Source organism: Allotabrizicola aquatica (SeqCode) (assembly GCF_965194375.1).
GTDB classification, from domain to species: domain Bacteria; phylum Pseudomonadota; class Alphaproteobacteria; order Rhodobacterales; family Rhodobacteraceae; genus Tabrizicola_A; species Tabrizicola_A aquatica.
This window is the reverse complement of the sequence record NZ_CBDAEL010000005.1, coordinates 59,528-75,770: the sequence shown is the minus strand read 5'-3', so window position 1 is coordinate 75,770 and position 16,243 is coordinate 59,528. Positions and strand designations below refer to the sequence as shown.

General features: G+C 62.7%; 15 protein-coding genes. 9 read left to right on the top strand and 6 right to left on the bottom strand.

Features of this window, described 5'->3' with window-relative positions; genetic code table 11:
* Positions 1–11: 11 nt before the first annotated feature.
* From AC72UB_RS08795 to AC72UB_RS08785, 3 genes are all read right to left on the bottom strand, one after another.
* On the bottom strand, positions 12–566 hold the full coding sequence (locus AC72UB_RS08795; RefSeq protein ID WP_505189432.1) for an RSP_2648 family PIN domain-containing protein: 555 nt from the start codon (positions 564–566) through the stop codon (positions 12–14).
* A 75-nt stretch (positions 567–641) separates the two neighbouring features.
* Complete coding sequence (locus AC72UB_RS08790; RefSeq protein ID WP_505189431.1) at positions 642–1,868, bottom strand: RSP_2647 family RNA methyltransferase; 1,227 nt, start codon at positions 1,866–1,868, stop codon at positions 642–644.
* Between the two features lie 56 nt (positions 1,869–1,924).
* Positions 1,925–2,635: a DUF6778 family protein gene (locus AC72UB_RS08785; RefSeq protein ID WP_505189430.1), complete on the bottom strand. Its 711-nt coding sequence runs from the start codon at positions 2,633–2,635 to the stop codon at positions 1,925–1,927.
* Between the two features lie 305 nt (positions 2,636–2,940).
* On the opposite strand from AC72UB_RS08785, the gene edd reads away from it, so the two are divergent.
* Entirely contained in the window at positions 2,941–4,743 is a 1,803-nt protein-coding gene (gene edd / locus AC72UB_RS08780) for a phosphogluconate dehydratase (protein ID WP_505189429.1), read from the top strand.
* 150 nt (positions 4,744–4,893) lie between these two features.
* Positions 4,894–5,535: a bifunctional 4-hydroxy-2-oxoglutarate aldolase/2-dehydro-3-deoxy-phosphogluconate aldolase gene (locus tag AC72UB_RS08775; protein ID WP_505189428.1), complete on the top strand. Its 642-nt coding sequence runs from the start codon at positions 4,894–4,896 to the stop codon at positions 5,533–5,535.
* 24 nt (positions 5,536–5,559) lie between these two features.
* On the opposite strand, the gene AC72UB_RS08770 is transcribed toward AC72UB_RS08775, so the two are convergent.
* Both AC72UB_RS08770 and AC72UB_RS08765 read right to left on the bottom strand, forming a co-directional pair.
* A complete protein-coding gene (locus AC72UB_RS08770) occupies positions 5,560–5,844 on the bottom strand; it encodes a hypothetical protein (RefSeq protein WP_505189427.1) in 285 nt (94 codons plus the stop codon).
* A 3-nt stretch (positions 5,845–5,847) separates the two neighbouring features.
* Positions 5,848–8,622 (bottom strand): [protein-PII] uridylyltransferase family protein, encoded by a 2,775-nt coding sequence (locus tag AC72UB_RS08765; protein ID WP_505189426.1) that lies wholly within the window; start codon positions 8,620–8,622, stop codon positions 5,848–5,850.
* Between the two features lie 127 nt (positions 8,623–8,749).
* Between AC72UB_RS08765 and AC72UB_RS08760 the strand changes: the two genes are divergently transcribed.
* The 6 genes from AC72UB_RS08760 to AC72UB_RS08735 all read left to right on the top strand — a co-directional run bounded on the left by AC72UB_RS08760 (position 8,750) and on the right by AC72UB_RS08735 (position 13,727).
* A complete protein-coding gene (locus AC72UB_RS08760) occupies positions 8,750–9,226 on the top strand; it encodes a YbaK/EbsC family protein (RefSeq protein WP_505189510.1) in 477 nt (158 codons plus the stop codon).
* Positions 9,227–9,387: 161 nt separating this feature from the next.
* Positions 9,388–9,897, top strand: a complete 510-nt coding sequence (locus AC72UB_RS08755) for a DUF2852 domain-containing protein (protein WP_505189425.1) — start codon at positions 9,388–9,390, stop codon at positions 9,895–9,897.
* 153 nt (positions 9,898–10,050) lie between these two features.
* The gene (locus AC72UB_RS08750; protein WP_463289128.1) at positions 10,051–10,887 is read left to right on the top strand and encodes an arginyltransferase; all 837 of its coding nucleotides are present in this window, start codon (positions 10,051–10,053) and stop codon (positions 10,885–10,887) included.
* Positions 10,880–11,296, top strand: a complete 417-nt coding sequence (locus AC72UB_RS08745) for a VOC family protein (RefSeq protein ID WP_505189424.1) — start codon at positions 10,880–10,882, stop codon at positions 11,294–11,296. Before AC72UB_RS08750 ends, AC72UB_RS08745 begins: the two co-directional genes overlap by 8 nt.
* A gap of 149 nt (positions 11,297–11,445) precedes the next feature.
* Positions 11,446–12,036, top strand: a complete 591-nt coding sequence (locus AC72UB_RS08740) for a TRAP transporter small permease subunit (protein WP_505189423.1) — start codon at positions 11,446–11,448, stop codon at positions 12,034–12,036.
* On the top strand, positions 12,033–13,727 hold the full coding sequence (locus tag AC72UB_RS08735; protein WP_505189422.1) for a TRAP transporter large permease: 1,695 nt from the start codon (positions 12,033–12,035) through the stop codon (positions 13,725–13,727). The genes AC72UB_RS08740 and AC72UB_RS08735 overlap by 4 nt, the downstream gene beginning before the upstream one ends.
* A 105-nt stretch (positions 13,728–13,832) precedes the next feature.
* Here the strand turns inward: AC72UB_RS08735 and AC72UB_RS08730 are convergent, their stop codons facing one another.
* Complete coding sequence (locus tag AC72UB_RS08730) at positions 13,833–14,939, bottom strand: TRAP transporter substrate-binding protein (RefSeq protein ID WP_505189421.1); 1,107 nt, start codon at positions 14,937–14,939, stop codon at positions 13,833–13,835.
* 255 nt (positions 14,940–15,194) lie between these two features.
* On the opposite strand from AC72UB_RS08730, the gene AC72UB_RS08725 reads away from it, so the two are divergent.
* The gene (locus AC72UB_RS08725) at positions 15,195–16,103 is read left to right on the top strand and encodes a calcium/sodium antiporter (protein ID WP_505189420.1); all 909 of its coding nucleotides are present in this window, start codon (positions 15,195–15,197) and stop codon (positions 16,101–16,103) included.
* Positions 16,104–16,243 lie beyond the last annotated feature (140 nt).

Sequence of the window (16,243 nt, the reverse complement as noted above, 5' to 3'; positions counted from 1 at the left end):
GGCGCGCTTGTCTAGGCGTCAGGCGGCAGCTCCAAGGCCTTGCACAACCGGCGCAACTGCGCGCGTTTAATCAAGGATTTCAGGGGGATCACCTCGCCCAGCATCTGCTCGGCCGTGGCATGGACATTTGTCACCACCTGCGCCACCTCGCTGGGGTGATGGGCGTGAATCTGGCACAAAAGCTGGTCAGGATCGAGCCGGACCAGCCCTTCGTCGGCCAGAACCGGCCTTGGGAAATCTGCCGCGTTGAAGGTGATGATGGCATCGGCATGGGCCGAAATCGCCACGGCCAGCACATGGATATCATTGGGATCGGGCAGGTAAAGCCGGGCCTCGATATTGGGCTGCTCGCGCTGCATCGCGGACGGAAAGGCAAGGCGAGCCAGCGTGGCCTGCGCTTCGGCCTCCATCGCGGCCTCGGGGCCCAGCTTGGCAGTGGCGCGCACCCATTCCCGCAAAATGCGGTCAGACCAGACCGGCTGATAAAGCCCGCGCGCGGCGACACCCAGCAGGATTTCCCGCAACACGGTGGGAAACAGCACACAGGCGTCGAGAACGGCCTTCACATTTCCCTCCTCGGACGCTGGCGCGTCTCGTCGGGGCTGCCGACGAGCCGACGCAGTCGGACGAGGAGACGGGGATCAGCCATCCAGATGGAAGACCAGCGACTTGAGATAGCCGCTTTCCGCCAGCTGCGGCAGGATCGGGTGATCGGGCCCCGCAAAGCCGGTGTGGATGATCTGCCCGCGCCGCCCGCCACGGCCAATGCCGCGGGCCGAGGCGTTGCGGAAGGACGCAAGATCAGCGGCATGGCTGCACGAGCACAAGACCAAATAGCCGCCGGGCGCCACAAGGGGGGCTGCCAGCCGCGCAATGCGTTCATAGGCGCGCAAACCCGCCTCCAGCGCGGGTTTTGCGGGCGCAAAGGCAGGCGGATCGCAAATCACCAGATCAAAGCGCGCGCCTTCGGCCCCCAAAGCCTCCAGCACGTCAAAGGCATCGCCTTGGCGGGTGGTAAAGCGGTCAGCAAAGCCCGAGGCTTCCGCCCCCTGCCCCGCCAGCGTCAAAGCGGCGGCCGAGGCGTCGACGGCCAGCGCGCTGGCCGCGCCTCCGGCCAAAGCGGCCAAAGCAAAGCCGCCGACATGGGAAAACACATCCAGAACCGCCGCGTCGCGGGCAAGGCGGGCGGCAAAGGCATGGTTCGGCCGTTGGTCATAAAAGAGACCCGTTTTCTGGCCGCCCATGACATCAGCCATATAGGTGGCCCCGTTCATCGGCACCGGGATCGGCGCATCGATCTGGCCTGCAAGAAGTGCCGTCTCCTCAGCCAGACCTTCCAAGCCTCGCGCACGGCCCGTGCCGTTCTTGACCACACGGGTGACACCCGTCACCGTTTGCAGCGCGGCGACCAGCGCCGACAGATGCGCCTCGGCCCAAGCCGCATTCGGCTGGATCACCGCGGTATCGCCAAAGCGATCAATGACCACGCCGGGCAGCCCGTCAGCCTCGGCATGGATCAGCCGGTAAAACGGCGCATCGAACAGCCGCGCCCGCAGCGCAAGTGCGCGGACCAGACGGGTTTCGAACCAGCTCTGGTCAATCTCCGCCTCGGGGTCGCGATCCAGCATCCGGGCAATGATCTTGGATTTGGTGTTGACGGTAACAAGGCCCAAGGGCCTGCGTTCCCCATCTTCCAGCACCGCCAGCGCGCCGGGCGCAAGGCTTTGGGTGCGCCGGTCGGTGACCAGCTCATCAGCATAGACCCAAGGAAAGCCGTGGCGGATGGCGCGGGCTTCGGCTTTGGGTTTCAGCCGAACCACTGCTCGGCCCTTCGGGGCGGGGTCATCATCGGAGGAAGGAGAGGTCATCATGCCCCCCCCTTAACCTGTTTCCCGCGCTGCGAAAAGCCGCTTAGTCGGCCGCGTCAGTCAGCCAAGGGGGCCGGGGCGGTTTGCAGGCGGGAGATAATCATCTCATTGCGCTGCGGGGCCGAGAGTTCTTGGCGGATCACCTGCGCCAACCGTTCCACCGTCACCACGCGCTGGGTCCGACCAGCCTGCTCTTCGGCAATGGCCGCCGCACCGCCAGAAGCCTTGATATCAGCCACGATTTCGCGGGGGCCATCGAGAACCTGACCAGTGGCACTGTCGCGCAGGGTCAGGACAAAGCGCATCTCGTGCATGCCGCCAAAGGTGTAGCGGGTCTTTTCGGTCAGCGCGTGAAAGCGGGTAACCTCAATCTCAAGATCAGCCTTGCGACCCGTTTGCACCGAGGCCGTGCCCAGCGTCATCGCCTCTTGGAAGATCGCGGTCACTTGGGCATGCCGGTCACCCAGCACATCCCCACGCCAAACGATATCGGCGCGCGGTTTGAAGGTGTTGGCCTCAGACACCGTCAGGCTGGGTGGCACAAGGATGCGAATCGCTTCGATGTCATAGGATGCCCCCGGCCCGCGAACGACGAGAGCGACGGTTGAGCTGTCGATCAAAGTGTCGATCTGGCCCGTGGATTGCGAATTGGCGGCGGCAAGGTCGCCAGCAGGCATCGCCGCGCGGCTGGCTGGTGCGGTGGCCGAGACGCAGGCCGAAAGCGACAGGGCAGCACAGAGCAGAGCAAAAGAACGCATCGAGATCATGGGCCTATCCTCACAAGATCATCCCAAAACGGTTATCTTGCTGAATGCCGGGTAAATATGGCCGCTTTGCGCCCGGCGTCGGTCGATTTCAGGGAATTTACCGGTCGGGCCGTGTCGGTTTCGCGCATGCGGGCCACCCGGCCCCTTGCGGGGCGTGGTCCGCTTTGCCATGCTGCTCCATGCTTAAGGTTGGGTCTTGGCTTAACCAATTCGGCGCCGCACTTGTTAGCGCTAACATATTGTGCTAAGCAACGGCCCAAATCAGCCCAGCACCTGCGCGGGCCCGCCACATTCAGCGAGGAGCCATGACGCTTCATCCGACCATCGCCCGGGTCACTGACCGCATTCGCGCCCGATCCGAGGCGACACGCAGCGCTTACCTTGCGCGGATCGCAACTGCGGGGCGCGCAGGACCTGCGCGTGGGCATCTGGCCTGTGGCAATCAGGCCCATGCCTATGCGGCCATGGGGGCGCAAAAGACCGAGCTTGCCGCAGGGCGCGCGCCCAATATCGGCATCGTCACCGCCTATAATGACATGCTCTCGGCCCATCAGCCGTTTGAAGATTACCCCAAACTGATCCGCGCCGCCGCGCGCGAGGTGGGGGCCACGGCGCAGGTGGCGGGTGGGGTTCCGGCGATGTGCGACGGGGTGACCCAAGGCCAGCCGGGAATGGAGCTGTCGCTCTTTTCGCGCGATGTAATCGCCTTGGCGGCGGGCGTGGCGATGAGCCACAACACCTTTGACTCCAGCCTCTACCTTGGTGTCTGCGACAAGATTGTGCCCGGCCTTGTGATGGCGGCGGCAACCTTTGGCCATATCCCTGCGATCTTTGTGCCGGCGGGGCCGATGATGTCTGGTCTGCCAAATGACGAGAAGGCGCGCGTGCGCAACCTTTACGCCGAGGGCAAGGCGACGCGCCAAGAGCTGATGGCGGCGGAAATGGCAAGCTATCACGGGCCGGGCACCTGCACCTTTTACGGCACCGCCAACACCAACCAAATGCTGATGGAGGTGATGGGGCTGCACCTGCCGGGTGCTTCGTTTGTCAACCCCGGCACCCCCTTGCGTGAGGCGCTGACAGTGCAGGCGGTGCGCCGCGCGGCCGACATCAGCGCGCTGGGCAATGACTATCGCCCGGCGGGCGAGATCTTGGACGAACGCGCCTTTGTCAACGGCATCGTCGGGCTGATGGCGACGGGCGGGTCCACCAACCTTGTCCTGCACCTGCCCGCGATGGCGCGGGCGGCAGGCGTGGTTTTGGACTTGGCTGATTTTGACGATCTGTCAGCCGCGGTGCCCTTGATGGCCAAGGTCTACCCGAATGGTCTGGCCGATGTGAACCACTTCCACGCCGCCGGAGGTCTGCAATTCCTGATCGGAGAGCTTCTGGACGCCGGGCTCTTGCACCCCGATGCCAAGACCGTGGCGGGCGACGGGCTTGAGGCCTACCGCCAAGAACCAAAACTTGACGCGGGCCGTCTGGTCTGGTCGGCAGGGCCAAGCGCGAGCCTGAACGACAAGATTGTGCGGCCAGCCGTCGATCCGTTCCAGCCCACGGGTGGCTTGCGGCAGCTGTCGGGCAATCTGGGGCGCGGGGTGATCAAGGTCTCCGCCGTTGCCCCGGAACGCCATGTGATCGAGGCCCCTGCGCGGATTTTCCACGATCAAGATGCGGTCAAGGCGGCGTTCAAGGCGGGGGAATTCACCACGGACACCGTGGTCGTGGTGCGCTTTCAAGGCCCTCAGGCCAATGGCATGCCCGAGTTGCACACGCTGACACCGCTTTTGACGGTTCTGCAAGATCGCGGTTTGAAAATGGCGCTGGTCACCGATGGGCGGATGTCAGGGGCATCGGGCAAAGTGCCCGCCGCCATTCACGTCTCGCCCGAGGCGGCTTGCGGCGGCCCCTTGGCAAAGTTGCAAGATGGCGATCTCATCAGGCTCGACGCCGTGGTGGGGACGCTGGAGGTCAAGGCCGACCTCTCAACACGTGTGCCCGCCCAACCTGACCTGTCGGCCAATGGCTTTGGCATCGGTCGGGAATTGTTCGAACCCTTCCGCCGCAACGTCGGCACCGCTGAAACCGGCGCGGCGGTGGTGGTGTGAACCTGCCCCACGCACCGCATCTGCCCGACCTTCGCCTCCGGCGGGAGTATTTGGGCCAAGATGAAACCGCCGCCCCTTTCATCTTGGTCTTAAATACTCCCCGCGCGGAGCGCTCCTGCCCTGTCCGCTTGACCACCCTTTGAGGAAGCTATGACCCCCGCTCAACAATCGCTGAAAGCCGCCGAGTATTGCCGCCTTGCCTCTGTGGTGCCAGTGATCGTGGTGGAAGATCTGGCCCATGCCGCACCTTTGGCGCGCGCCTTGGTTGCAGGCGGATTGCCCGCGCTTGAGGTCACGTTGCGCACGGCTTGCGCGCTGGAGGCCATTCGCGCCATGGCTCAGGTGCCGGGGGGCGTTGTCGGGGCGGGCACGCTTTTGACGCCAGCCGATGTGAAAGCGGCCAAGGCGGCGGGGGCAATGTTTGGCGTCTCACCCGGGGCGACCGAGCGCCTTTTGGACGCCTGCGCCGAGCATGATCTGCCCTTGTTGCCCGGTGCCGCGACCGCGAGCGAGATCATGGCGCTTTTGGAACGGGGCTACACGGTGCAAAAGTTCTTTCCCGCCGAACAGGCGGGCGGGGCGGGCTATCTGAAGTCTATCGGATCGCCGATCCCGCAGGTGAAGTTTTGCCCGACGGGGGGCATCAGCCTGAAAAATGCCCAAGATTATCTGGGCTTACCGAACATCCTGTGTGTCGGCGGCTCTTGGGTGTGTCCCAAAGACAAAATGGCCGCAGGCGATTGGGCGGGGATTGAAGCCTTGGCGCGCGAGGCGGCCAGTTTGCGACCCTAGGGGGGGCTTCACCCCAGCGCGCCCTCAGGCGCCAACGCGCCCCATGCGCCCGCCTTTGCGGCGCGGGGCGGCAGGAGCCACCAGCGCCTCGGTCAGGACCGAGGTCATCGGGTGGCTTTCATTGCCGGGCATGTAATGCGCCAGAAGGCTGCGCAGCGCCTCGGCCGTGTCCACATCTACCGGCACCGACAGCGCCCAGTCGATGAAGATCGACTGGCATTCACCAAGCGTGATCCCGTCCATCCGGTAGCTTTCGCGCACCAAACCTTTTCGATCGGCCTCTGACAGCTCCATCACGCGCCTCCCCATGGCCTACCCCTGCAAATGGGCGTCGATGACCCTTGCGGCAAGGGCCGTTGCGGTTGTCACGCGGGCGCTCAGCGCCTCGCCGGTTTCAACCCCGCAGTCCCGTAACAGGAAGGCACGCCCCCCTTCGCCCAAGCTTTCGGGCGAAATGGCACGGTCGGTCAGAAGCCGGGCCGCGCAGTGCAGCCGCCAGCACAGCCTATAGGCGTCCAGCAGCGCCTCCTGATCGGAATGCGACAGTTTTGACGATTTTGCGCCAAGCGCGATCTGGCGCTCTACTTGCCGGGCGGGAATCGCGGCCTGCAGGGCCAGCGTCTGAGCCAAAAGTTCGATGTCCATCAGCCGTCCGGGGCCGAATTTGGCATCCCATCCCCCCTGCCCCGGTTTGGCCTCAGCCAAGCGGCGGCGCATGTCGGCGACATCGGCCAGCACGCTGTCCCCCGGCCCTTTGGCGGCCAGAAGCGCGCGGCGGAAGGTCTCAACCTCGGCCCCCAGACAGGGATCACCGGCCAGCACCCGCGCGCGGGTCAGCGCGAGGTGTTCCCAAGTCCAGGCCTCGGTTTCCTGATAGGTGCGAAACGAGTCGATCGCCGTCGCCACCGGACCTTGGCGGCCCGAGGGGCGCAGGCGCACGTCCACCTCGTAAAGCCGCCCCTCGGCGGTTTGGGCCGAGAGCGCGGTCACCATGGCTTGGGTCAGGCGCGCGTAATAGGGCCGCGCGGCTAAGGGGCGCGGGCCGCCAGACATCTCGACCCCGGCAGGGTCATAAATCAGGATCAGGTCAAGGTCGGAGCCTGAGTTCAGGCGCCCAGAGCCAAGGCTGCCCATGCCCAGAACCACCGCCCCACGCCCCGGCATCTCGCCATGTTTCACGGCAAACTCCGCCGTGACCACGGGCCAAAGCGCGGCGATCACCGCCTCGGCCAGATCGGCATAGCTTTTGCCCGCCTCGAAGGCATCAATCAGCCCACGCAGGTGGTGCACGCCGATGCGGAAGTGCCATTCCTTCATCCAGGCACGGGCGGCGTCGAGTTTGCGTTCATAATCGGGTGTGTCGGCCAGTTCGGCGGAAAGATCGGCCGTGAGGCTGGCCATGCCCGGCCATGGGGCAAAGAACGACCCGCCGATCACCCCATCCAGCACGCGGGCATTGCGGGCAAGGTAGCGGGCAAGGTCTGGGGCCGTGCCCGCGATGTCGATGATGAGATCGACAAGCGACGGGTTCGCCTCGAACAGCGAAAAGATCTGCACGCCCGAAGGCAGGCCTGACAGGAACCCATCGAGCGCCACCAGTGCTTCATCAGGGTTGGCCGCACGGCTGAGGCGTTTCAAAAGGACCGGGCGCAGGCGGCGGAAGATGGCCTGTGCGCGGTCAGACCGCAGACAAGGGTAGCTGGACCAGCCGTCCACAATGCTGCGGGCGTGGTCCGAGAGATCGGGGCCGTCTTCCACCTCGGTCGGGGCAAAAAAGCCCTCGGTCAGCCGGTCGGTGGCTTGCAGACGCTCCAGCAGGCCTGCGCGGAACTCCGCCTCAGTCTGGCCGCAGAAAGCGGCGATGCGGGCGACACCTTGGGGGGTTGCTGGCATGGTGTGGGTCTGCTCATCGCGCACCATTTGCAGACGATGCTCGACCTCGCGGTGGGCGAGATAAAGCTCGGTCAGCTCATCGGCCACCGCTTGGGGCACCCAATCTTTGGCGGCCAGCGCCTGCAACCCGCCCAGCGTGGTACGGTCGCGCAAGGAGGGGTCACGCCCTCCGGCGATGAGTTGGCGGGTCTGGGTGAAGAACTCGATCTCGCGGATGCCGCCTTGACCGAGTTTCATGTTATGCCCGTCGACCGTCAGCCGCCCATTCAGCCCCCGGTGTTCGCGGATGCGCAGGCGCATGTCATGGGCGTCTTGGATCGCCGCAAAATCCAGATGCTTGCGCCAGACAAAAGGGGTCAGCGATTTGAGAAACCGATTGCCCGCCTCAAGGTCGCCGCCACAGGGGCGGGCCTTGATATAGGCGGCGCGCTCCCATGTGCGGCCCTCGGCCTCGTAATAGCCGTAGGCGGCGGCCATCGACAGGCAGACCGGGGTGACCGAGGCATCGGGGCGCAGCCGCAGGTCGGTGCGAAAGACGTAACCGCCCGCCATGGTGTCGCTGAGAAGCGCTGTCATCTTGCGGGTGACGCGAATAAAGGCGGCGCGGGCCTCTTGCCAGTCGGCACCATAGCGGTCTTGGTCAAAAAGGCAGATCAGATCGATGTCTGAGGAGTAGTTCAGCTCTCCCGCCCCCATCTTGCCCATGGCCAGCGCGAACATGCCACCCGCCGTAGTGGCATCATCAGGCGTGGCGCTGGGCAGCTTGCCGCGCCGGATTTCTTCGGCCACCAGCCCTTGCAGGCAAAGCGAAACCGCCCGGTCGGCCAGCGTGGTCAGCGCAGCGGTGACCTGAAGTGTCGGCCAGATGCCGCCCAAATCGGCAAGGGCTGTCAACAGCGCCGCGCGGCGTTTGGTCTGACGCAAGGCCCGGCCGAGGTCATCGATCGGCACGGAGGACAGATCGTCGATCAGCGTGGCAAAGGCGGTTTCCGGGGCCTCATGCAGCGCGGGGCGCAGCCAATCGGCCTCGGCGCGCATCAGGTCTTGCAGATAGGGGCTGCAGCCTGCGGTGGCGGACAAAAGCCCGCGCAGATCGGGGGCAAGATCGGCGAATTGGGACGCGATCTCGGCGGCGGGGCCGGGATCAAAAGCGATGGGTTGGCGGATGAGGCGGGCGGCGAAGGGCTTGTGCATGGGGGTATCTTGCCTGACACGCGGGCGCGGTCAACCGAAAGCCCTGCACAATGGCCCACGGGGCCGCGATCTCGGCGGACTTGCGGGCGGCGGACAGATCGGCAAGATCGGCACCACAGGAGGCACCATGTCGAAATCCCTTGCCCGTGTTGTTGAGGCCCTGCGCGCAGGCGGCCATGACGCAGCCCCGCATGAGATGCCGGGCGACACCCGCACCGCCGAGCAGGCGGCCGCAGCGGCAGGCTGCGCGCTGAACCAGATCGTGAAGTCGATCCTGTTTCAGGGCACCAGTGGGCGGCTTTACCTGTTCTTGACCGCCGGTGGCCATCAGGTAGACGCGGCGAAGGCAAGCCTTTTGGCGGGTGAACCGCTCGGGCGCTCTGATGCTGCGACCGTGCGCGAGGTGACCGGCTTTGCCATTGGCGGGGTGGCCCCAGTGGGGCATCTGACGCCATCGCCGGTTTGGATGGACCCGGCGCTGATGAGCTTCGATCAAGTTTGGGCCGCCGCTGGCACCCCGCGCCATATCTTCGCCATTGCACCCAGCGCCTTGCAGCGGCTGTCCGGGGCAGAACTGGCCGCGTTCACGCAGGCGCACCCCTAAGCCGCGTGAGAACTTATTCCTTGGAAACAAGCGTTTGTCCGCAGCATGTGGCGGCTATGTAAATTTCTTTTACATAGCCTCTTGATTGGACGGGACGCCGGGCGCATCTTTGAAATGTGAACCGCATTTACATGTAACCCGAACCCGAAAAGGCACCGCCCATGACCAGCTTTACCCCCTCCGCCGCTCCGACCGCCGCGTATGGCGGTCGCCCCAATCTTCTGCGCCGGGCCGAGGCCTGGCTAGACCGCAAGGGCCGAATGGCTTGGATCGCGGCTATGGTGCTGGGCTTTGTCATCTTTTGGCCGATCGGCCTCATGCTGGTTGGCTACATCACCTACACCAACCGTTGGACTTCAAACAAAATGTTCGGATGCGCCGCACGCCGCCACCGTCACGACGGGACCGAGACCGCCTATCACGCCTACCGCGCGGCCCAGCCGTCGGGCAACGCGGCCTTTGACAGCTACAAAGCCGAGATGCTGCGCCGGCTGGAAGACGAACAGACCGCCTTTGAAGCCTTCCTGCAGCGCCTGCGCGAGGCCAAGGACAAGTCGGAATTTGATGCCTTCATGGCTGACCGCGCCAAAGAGACCCGGATCCGCGAGACTGAGAGCGCAGCGGCGACCGAGGTGAACGCCGGTGCGACGCCGCGCAGCGGGGAATACTGACCCCCTTCGGTATCGGCCGAAAACCCAATTGCCCCCACCCCATTTGGGCGGGGGTTTTTCGTTGGATTTGCGGGGGTTTGAGCATGGAAAACTTTTCCTTGGCGCGCCACGCCGGGCTTGGTAACGTTGCGTCGCAACAGGTTTGTTCATTCCATGCGTCATACCCTTCCCATCGCGCCGCAGTTCTATGTGACGGCCCCGCAGCCCTGCCCCTATCTTGAGGGCCGGATGGAGCGAAAGCTGTTCACGGCTTTGCAAGGCGATCAGGCGCAGCGGTTGAATGATGCGTTGTCCAAGCAAGGGTTTCGCCGCAGCCAGAATGTGCTTTATCGGCCGTCTTGCGCGGAATGTTCGGGCTGCATGTCCGCCCGCATCCGGGTGGCGGATTTTGTGCCCAGCCGCACCCAGCGGCGGATCTTGAAGGCCGCCCAGCATCTGCGCCGCAATGCCACCAGCCCATGGGCGACCGAGGCGCAGTTTGCGCTCTTTCGTCGATATCTGGATGCGCGCCACGCCGATGGTGGCATGGCGGATATGGATGTGTTCGAATTCGCCGCGATGATCGAGGAAACCCCGATCAAGACCCGTGTGATCGAATACACCCGCGCCACGGAAGATGAGCCGCGCGGGCACGAGTTGGCAGCGGTCTCGCTGACCGATGTGTTCGACGATGGGCTGAGCATGGTCTACAGCTTTTTCGATCCCGATCTGATGGATCTGAGCCTTGGGACCTTTGCCATTCTGGACCATATCGCCATCGCCCGCGAGGCGGGACTGCCTTACGTCTATCTGGGCTATTGGGTGCCGGGCAGCCGCAAGATGGGCTATAAGGCCGCCTTCAGCGCGCTAGAGATCTATAAGGGCGGCGCATGGCAACCCTTAGGGGACCCCGCCGAACACCGGGCGGAATTGGACCCCTTGTCGGTGGATCCGATTGCCGAGCAGGTCGCGCGCATCGCCCTGCCCGACGTACGGCTGGCCCGTGACTGACCTCGCCCGATTGCCCGAGGCAGCAACGTCTCGGCTTGGCGCAATATCTTTGATTGTCCCAGACTATGATGACGCTATCGGCTTTTTCTGCAAAGGCTTGGGCTGGACCCTGAGCGAGGATGTGGCCCAAGGCCACAAACGCTGGGTCACGGTGCAGCCCCCCGGAGGTGGATGTCGCCTTGTTTTGGCACAGCCCGCTGATCCACTCCAAAACAGCGCCATCGGCGCGCAGGGCGGTGGTCGGGTCTGGCTGTTCCTGCACACAGATGACTTTGCAGCGGAGCAAGCGCGGCTTGTCGCAGCAGGTGCCGTCTTTGAAGAAATCCCCCGTGATGAACCCTATGGGCGCGTGGCGGTCTGGCGTGATCCTTGGGGCAACCGATGGGACTTGATAGAACCCCGGCCATGACCTCGCCCCTCAAGACACTTTGCTTCAAGGCCGCATAAATCTCTCATGTTGACGAAGGCGGCGAGCCTGCCATAATTGGACAAATTTTCTTACCAGTTTACATCCTGCGCAAGATCCCCAAAGGGACATGGATAAGGGAGGACAACCGCATGCATGCAGCCCTCGGGCTATCCCGCCTGATCGACGGGGTCACAACGGTGATCGGGAAATCCGTGATCTGGCTGATCTTTGCCGCGATCTTGATCAGCGCCATCAACGCGGTGACGCGCAAGCTGTGGTCCTTGTCCTCAAACTCATGGCTTGAGGCGCAATGGTATCTCTTTGGCGCGGCCTTCATGCTCGGGGCGGCCTATACGCTCAAGGAAAACGAACATATCCGCATCGACATCTTTTATGGCAGCAGGTCGCGGCGCGTGCAGCACTGGATCGACCTCTTTGGCCATGTGGTGTTCTTGCTGCCCTTCGTGACGCTGATGGCGTGGATGCTGTGGCCCTACTGGATTGATGCATTCCGCTCGGGGCAAGTGTCGACCAATGCCGGGGGCCTGTTGATATGGCCCGCGCGCGCGATCCTGTTTGCGGGGTTTGTGCTGCTGACCTTGCAGGCGGTTTCCGAGATCATCAAGAAAATCGCGATCATGCGCGACCTTATTCCTGACAGTAACCCCTTCATCAGCCCGGCCGAACAGGCCGCCCAAGGCGTGCAAGAGATCACCAGCGGTGCAGAGGTGCGGAAATGATGGAACTTATCGCACAGAACATGGCGCCGATCATCTTCACCAGCTTGGTGATCTTTCTCTTGCTTGGCTATCCGGTGGCGTTTTCGCTGGCGGCCAACGGGCTGATCTTCTTTGCCATCGGCGTCTGGCTTGCGCCCTATTCGTCGGGCACCATCACGCTGGATTGGCCTTTGCTTTACACCATGCCCCAACGATTGTGGGGGGTGATGTCAAACGAGACACTTTTGGCCATTCCCTTCTTTACCTTCATGGGGATCGTGCTGGAGCGCTCGGGCATGGCCGAGGATCTTTTGGACACCGTGGGCCAGCTTTTTGGCCCCATTCGCGGTGGTCTCGCCTTTGCGGTGGTTCTGGTGGGCGCACTGCTCGCCGCTACAACCGGCGTGGTGGCCGCGAGTGTGATTGCCATGGGGTTGATCTCGTTGCCGATCATGCTGCGTTATGGCTATGACCGGAAACTGGCCACCGGGGTGATCACCGCCTCGGGGACCTTGGCGCAGATCATTCCGCCGTCTTTGGTGCTGATCGTGCTGGCCGACCAGTTGGGCAAGTCGGTGGGCGATATGTATCGTGGTGCGCTTTATCCGGCCTTGATCCTTGCCGGTGTCTATATGGGCTATGTCGCGATGATCGCCATCTTCCGCCCGCACATGGTGCCTGCCCTACCGCTTGAGGCGCGCACATTGGGCGGTGGGGTCACCTCGCTTTTGGTCGCGCTCGCCGTGGCGACAGGGATTGGCTACTTGTCGCATTATTGGTTCTACGAGGCTTGGGGCGCCAATGCCGATGTTCTGGGCGCCACATTGGGGGTTGCGGCGATCTATGCCTTTGCGCTGGCGGACAGGTTCCTGAAGCTGAACCTGTTGTCGCGGCTGGCCAGTCAGGTGATCATGGTGCTGATCCCGCCGCTTGCCTTGGTGTTCTTGGTCTTGGGCACGATCTTTATCGGCCTTGCCACCCCGACCGAGGGCGGCGCGATGGGGGCTGTAGGTGCCATGGCCATGGCAGCGGCCAAGGGACGCTTCCAGATGCCGCTGCTTAATCAGGCTTTGATCTCGACGCTGCGATTGTCATCTTTCGTGATGTTCGTGCTGATCGGCGCGCGGGTGTTCTCGCTGACCTTCTACGGGGTCAACGGCCATATCTGGGTGGAGCATTTGTTGACCGGGGTGCCGGGTGGGCAATACGGCTTCTTGCTGGTCGTCAACCTTATCATCTTTATCCTTGGCTTCTTCATCGACTTCTTCGAGATCGCCTTCATCCTGATCCCATTGATCGCGCCGGTGGCCGACAAGATGGGGATCGACCTGATCTGGCTGGGGGTGATCATCGGGATGAACCTGCAGACCTCGTTCCTGACCCCGCCCTTTGGTTTTGCGCTGTTCTATCTGCGGTCAGTCGCAGCCAAGGTGCCTTATCTCGACCGGATCACTGGCAAGAACATTGCCGAGATCAAGACATCTGAAATCTACAAAGGGGCAATCCCCTTTATCGGGCTGCAGGTGTTGATGATCTGTGTCGTAGTCGCCTTCCCGCAACTGGTGATGCATTACAAAGGACCGATGGTGGACCCCTCGACGGTGGAAATCAAAGTGCCAATGTTGAACACGCTCAATCCCGGAGGGGCACCCAGTTTGGGGGCGCCAAGCCTTGGTGTGCCGCAACTTGGCGCACCAGTTATCAATCCCTAAGCACGCCCATCGCCCTTGGGCGTATCGCAAGACCAGCGCGAAGGTGCCGTGAAACGAAAAGGCCCCGAGGTTTCCCTCGGGGCCTTTCCTTTTGCTGTTCAGGGCTTAGAGCTTGCCAGCCTGCTGCTGCACCATCATGAAGGTGTCGTAGTTGTATTCGGCAATCTGAGCCCACAGGTAAGCGTCACGCTTGAAGGCGTCTTGGCTTTCCTTGATCTTCTTGAAGTTTTCGTTGGTGGCCGAGATTTCCGCATAGGTCGCGTTGGCAGCCTCGAAGGCACCGGCCAGCACATCCTGCGGGAAGGGCTTGAGCTGCGCGCCATTGGCGACAAGCGATTTCAGAGCCGTCGGGTTCTTGTGGTCATAAGAGGCCAGCATATTGGCGTTGGCCGCCTCGCACGCGGTCTTGATCGCGGCTTGGTAATGCGCCGGCAGTTCGTTCCACTTGGCCAGGTTGAACATGGTGGCCAGGGTCGGGCCGCCTTCCCAATAGCCGGGGTAATGATAAACCGGGGCCACCTTGAAGAAGCCAGCCTTTTCATCGTCATAAGGGCCAACCCATTCGGCCGCGTCGATGGTGCCTTTTTCCAGCGCCTGATAGATTTCGCCGCCCGGGATCTGCTGCGGCACAACGCCGAGCTTTTCCAGAACCTTGCCAGCAAAGCCCCCAACGCGCATTTTCAGGCCCTGCATATCGGCCAGCGAGGTGATCTCTTTGCGATACCAGCCGCCCATCTGCGCGCCGGTGTTGCCAGCGGCAAAGCCGATCAGGCCTTGGGTCGCGTAGAATTCGTTCAGCATGTCCTGACCGCCGCCGTAGTAGAGCCAAGCGTTCATCTGACGGGCGTTCATGCCGAAAGGCGTGGCGCAGCCGAGCGCAAAGGTCGGGTCCTTGCCCCAGAAGTAATAAGGCGCGGTGTGGGTCGCTTCGACGGTGCCAGCGGCCACGGCGTCTGCGGTTTCAAACGCCGGAACCAGTTCACCAGCCGGGAAGACTTGCAGCGTCAGCCCGCCTTGGGTCATTTCGCTGATGTATTTCGACATGGTTTCGGCAGCGCCGTAAATGGTGTCAAAGGCCTTGGGGAACGACGAGGCCACGCGCCACGTGATCTGGGGATTTTCCTGGGCAATGGCGGGTGCGGCAAGCGCTGCAGCACCGGCTGCGGCGACACCGCCGACAGTTGCCTTGGTCAGAAAGGAACGACGATCCATATAAGTTCTTCCTCCACTATTGGCCCTCGGCTCCTCCTCGGGCGTTTTGATACTGACAGAAATGCTAACCACCGATCTTGGGTTTGAGAACAGAAATCTTTGTCACTTGGCGGTTTTTGGTAATTTTTTCTTACCACTACCGCCGCAATTCACAAAAGAACCGGTCAGACGCCATATTTCTCCCCGATGTCCCTTCCCTTCAGCCAGCCCTTGCCTATCTAGGGCGCAACGCAGCACGTCAAGCAGGGTAATCCTTTGACCTATCTTCTTTTTGTTGTCGGCCTTTTGGGGCTGTTCTTCGGGGGCGAATATCTGGTGCGCGGGGCCTCATCGATTGCCCGACGCTTTGGCATCTCACCCTTGGTCATTGGCTTGACCATTGTCGGCTTTGGCACCTCGGCGCCCGAAATGCTGGTCTCGGTCAATGCCGCCCTTGCCGGGCAGCCCGCTATTGCGATTGGCAATATTCTGGGCTCCAACATCGCGAATATCCTGTTGATCCTCGGCCTCTCGGCGCTGATTGCACCGCTGATCATCCCGGCTCGACGCCTTGCGCGCGATTTGGCCTTTATGCTGGTGGCCACCGGGGTGATCTGGGTGATGCTACTCGACGGTATGGTCTCGCGCATCGAAGGCGGGGTGCTGCTGGCAGGTCTGGCCGTGTTTTTGTTCATGGCGTTTTCATCCGGATCGGTGCCACAAGAGGACGATCCTTTGGAAACCAGCGTTGCAAAGGCCGCGCTGATGACGGTGGGCGGTCTGGTGCTTTTGGTGATCGGCGCGCATTTCTTGGTCGACAGTGCCACAACAATCGCCCGGACCTTGGGCATCTCTGAAGCGGTGATCGGATTGACCATCGTGGCGGTCGGCACCTCATTGCCGGAACTGGCGACCAGCGTGATTGCCGCCTATCGCCGCCAGACCGAGATTGCCGTGGGCAATATCGTGGGCTCAAACATCTTCAACATCTTTGGCATTTTGGGTGTTACGGCGCTCATTGCGCCGATACCCTCTGAGGCGCGGTTTGCCATGATCGACATGCCTTGGGTGGCAGGCACAGCGGTCGGCCTTTCAGTGCTGGCCGTTTGGCTTGGCGGCTTGCCACGCGTGGCCGGGGTGGCGCTTTTGGCGGCCTATGGCGGTTATCTGGCGTTGATGGGCTAAACGGCCGCTGACTCAGCCGCGCAAACCGCTGCCGATTTGCGTTTCTTTCGATGGGGCGGGCGTTCTTGTAATAAAACTACAAGAATTGCCCGCCCCGCGACATTTTAGACGTCGATTTGCGGTTGACGCCCCCTACCCCG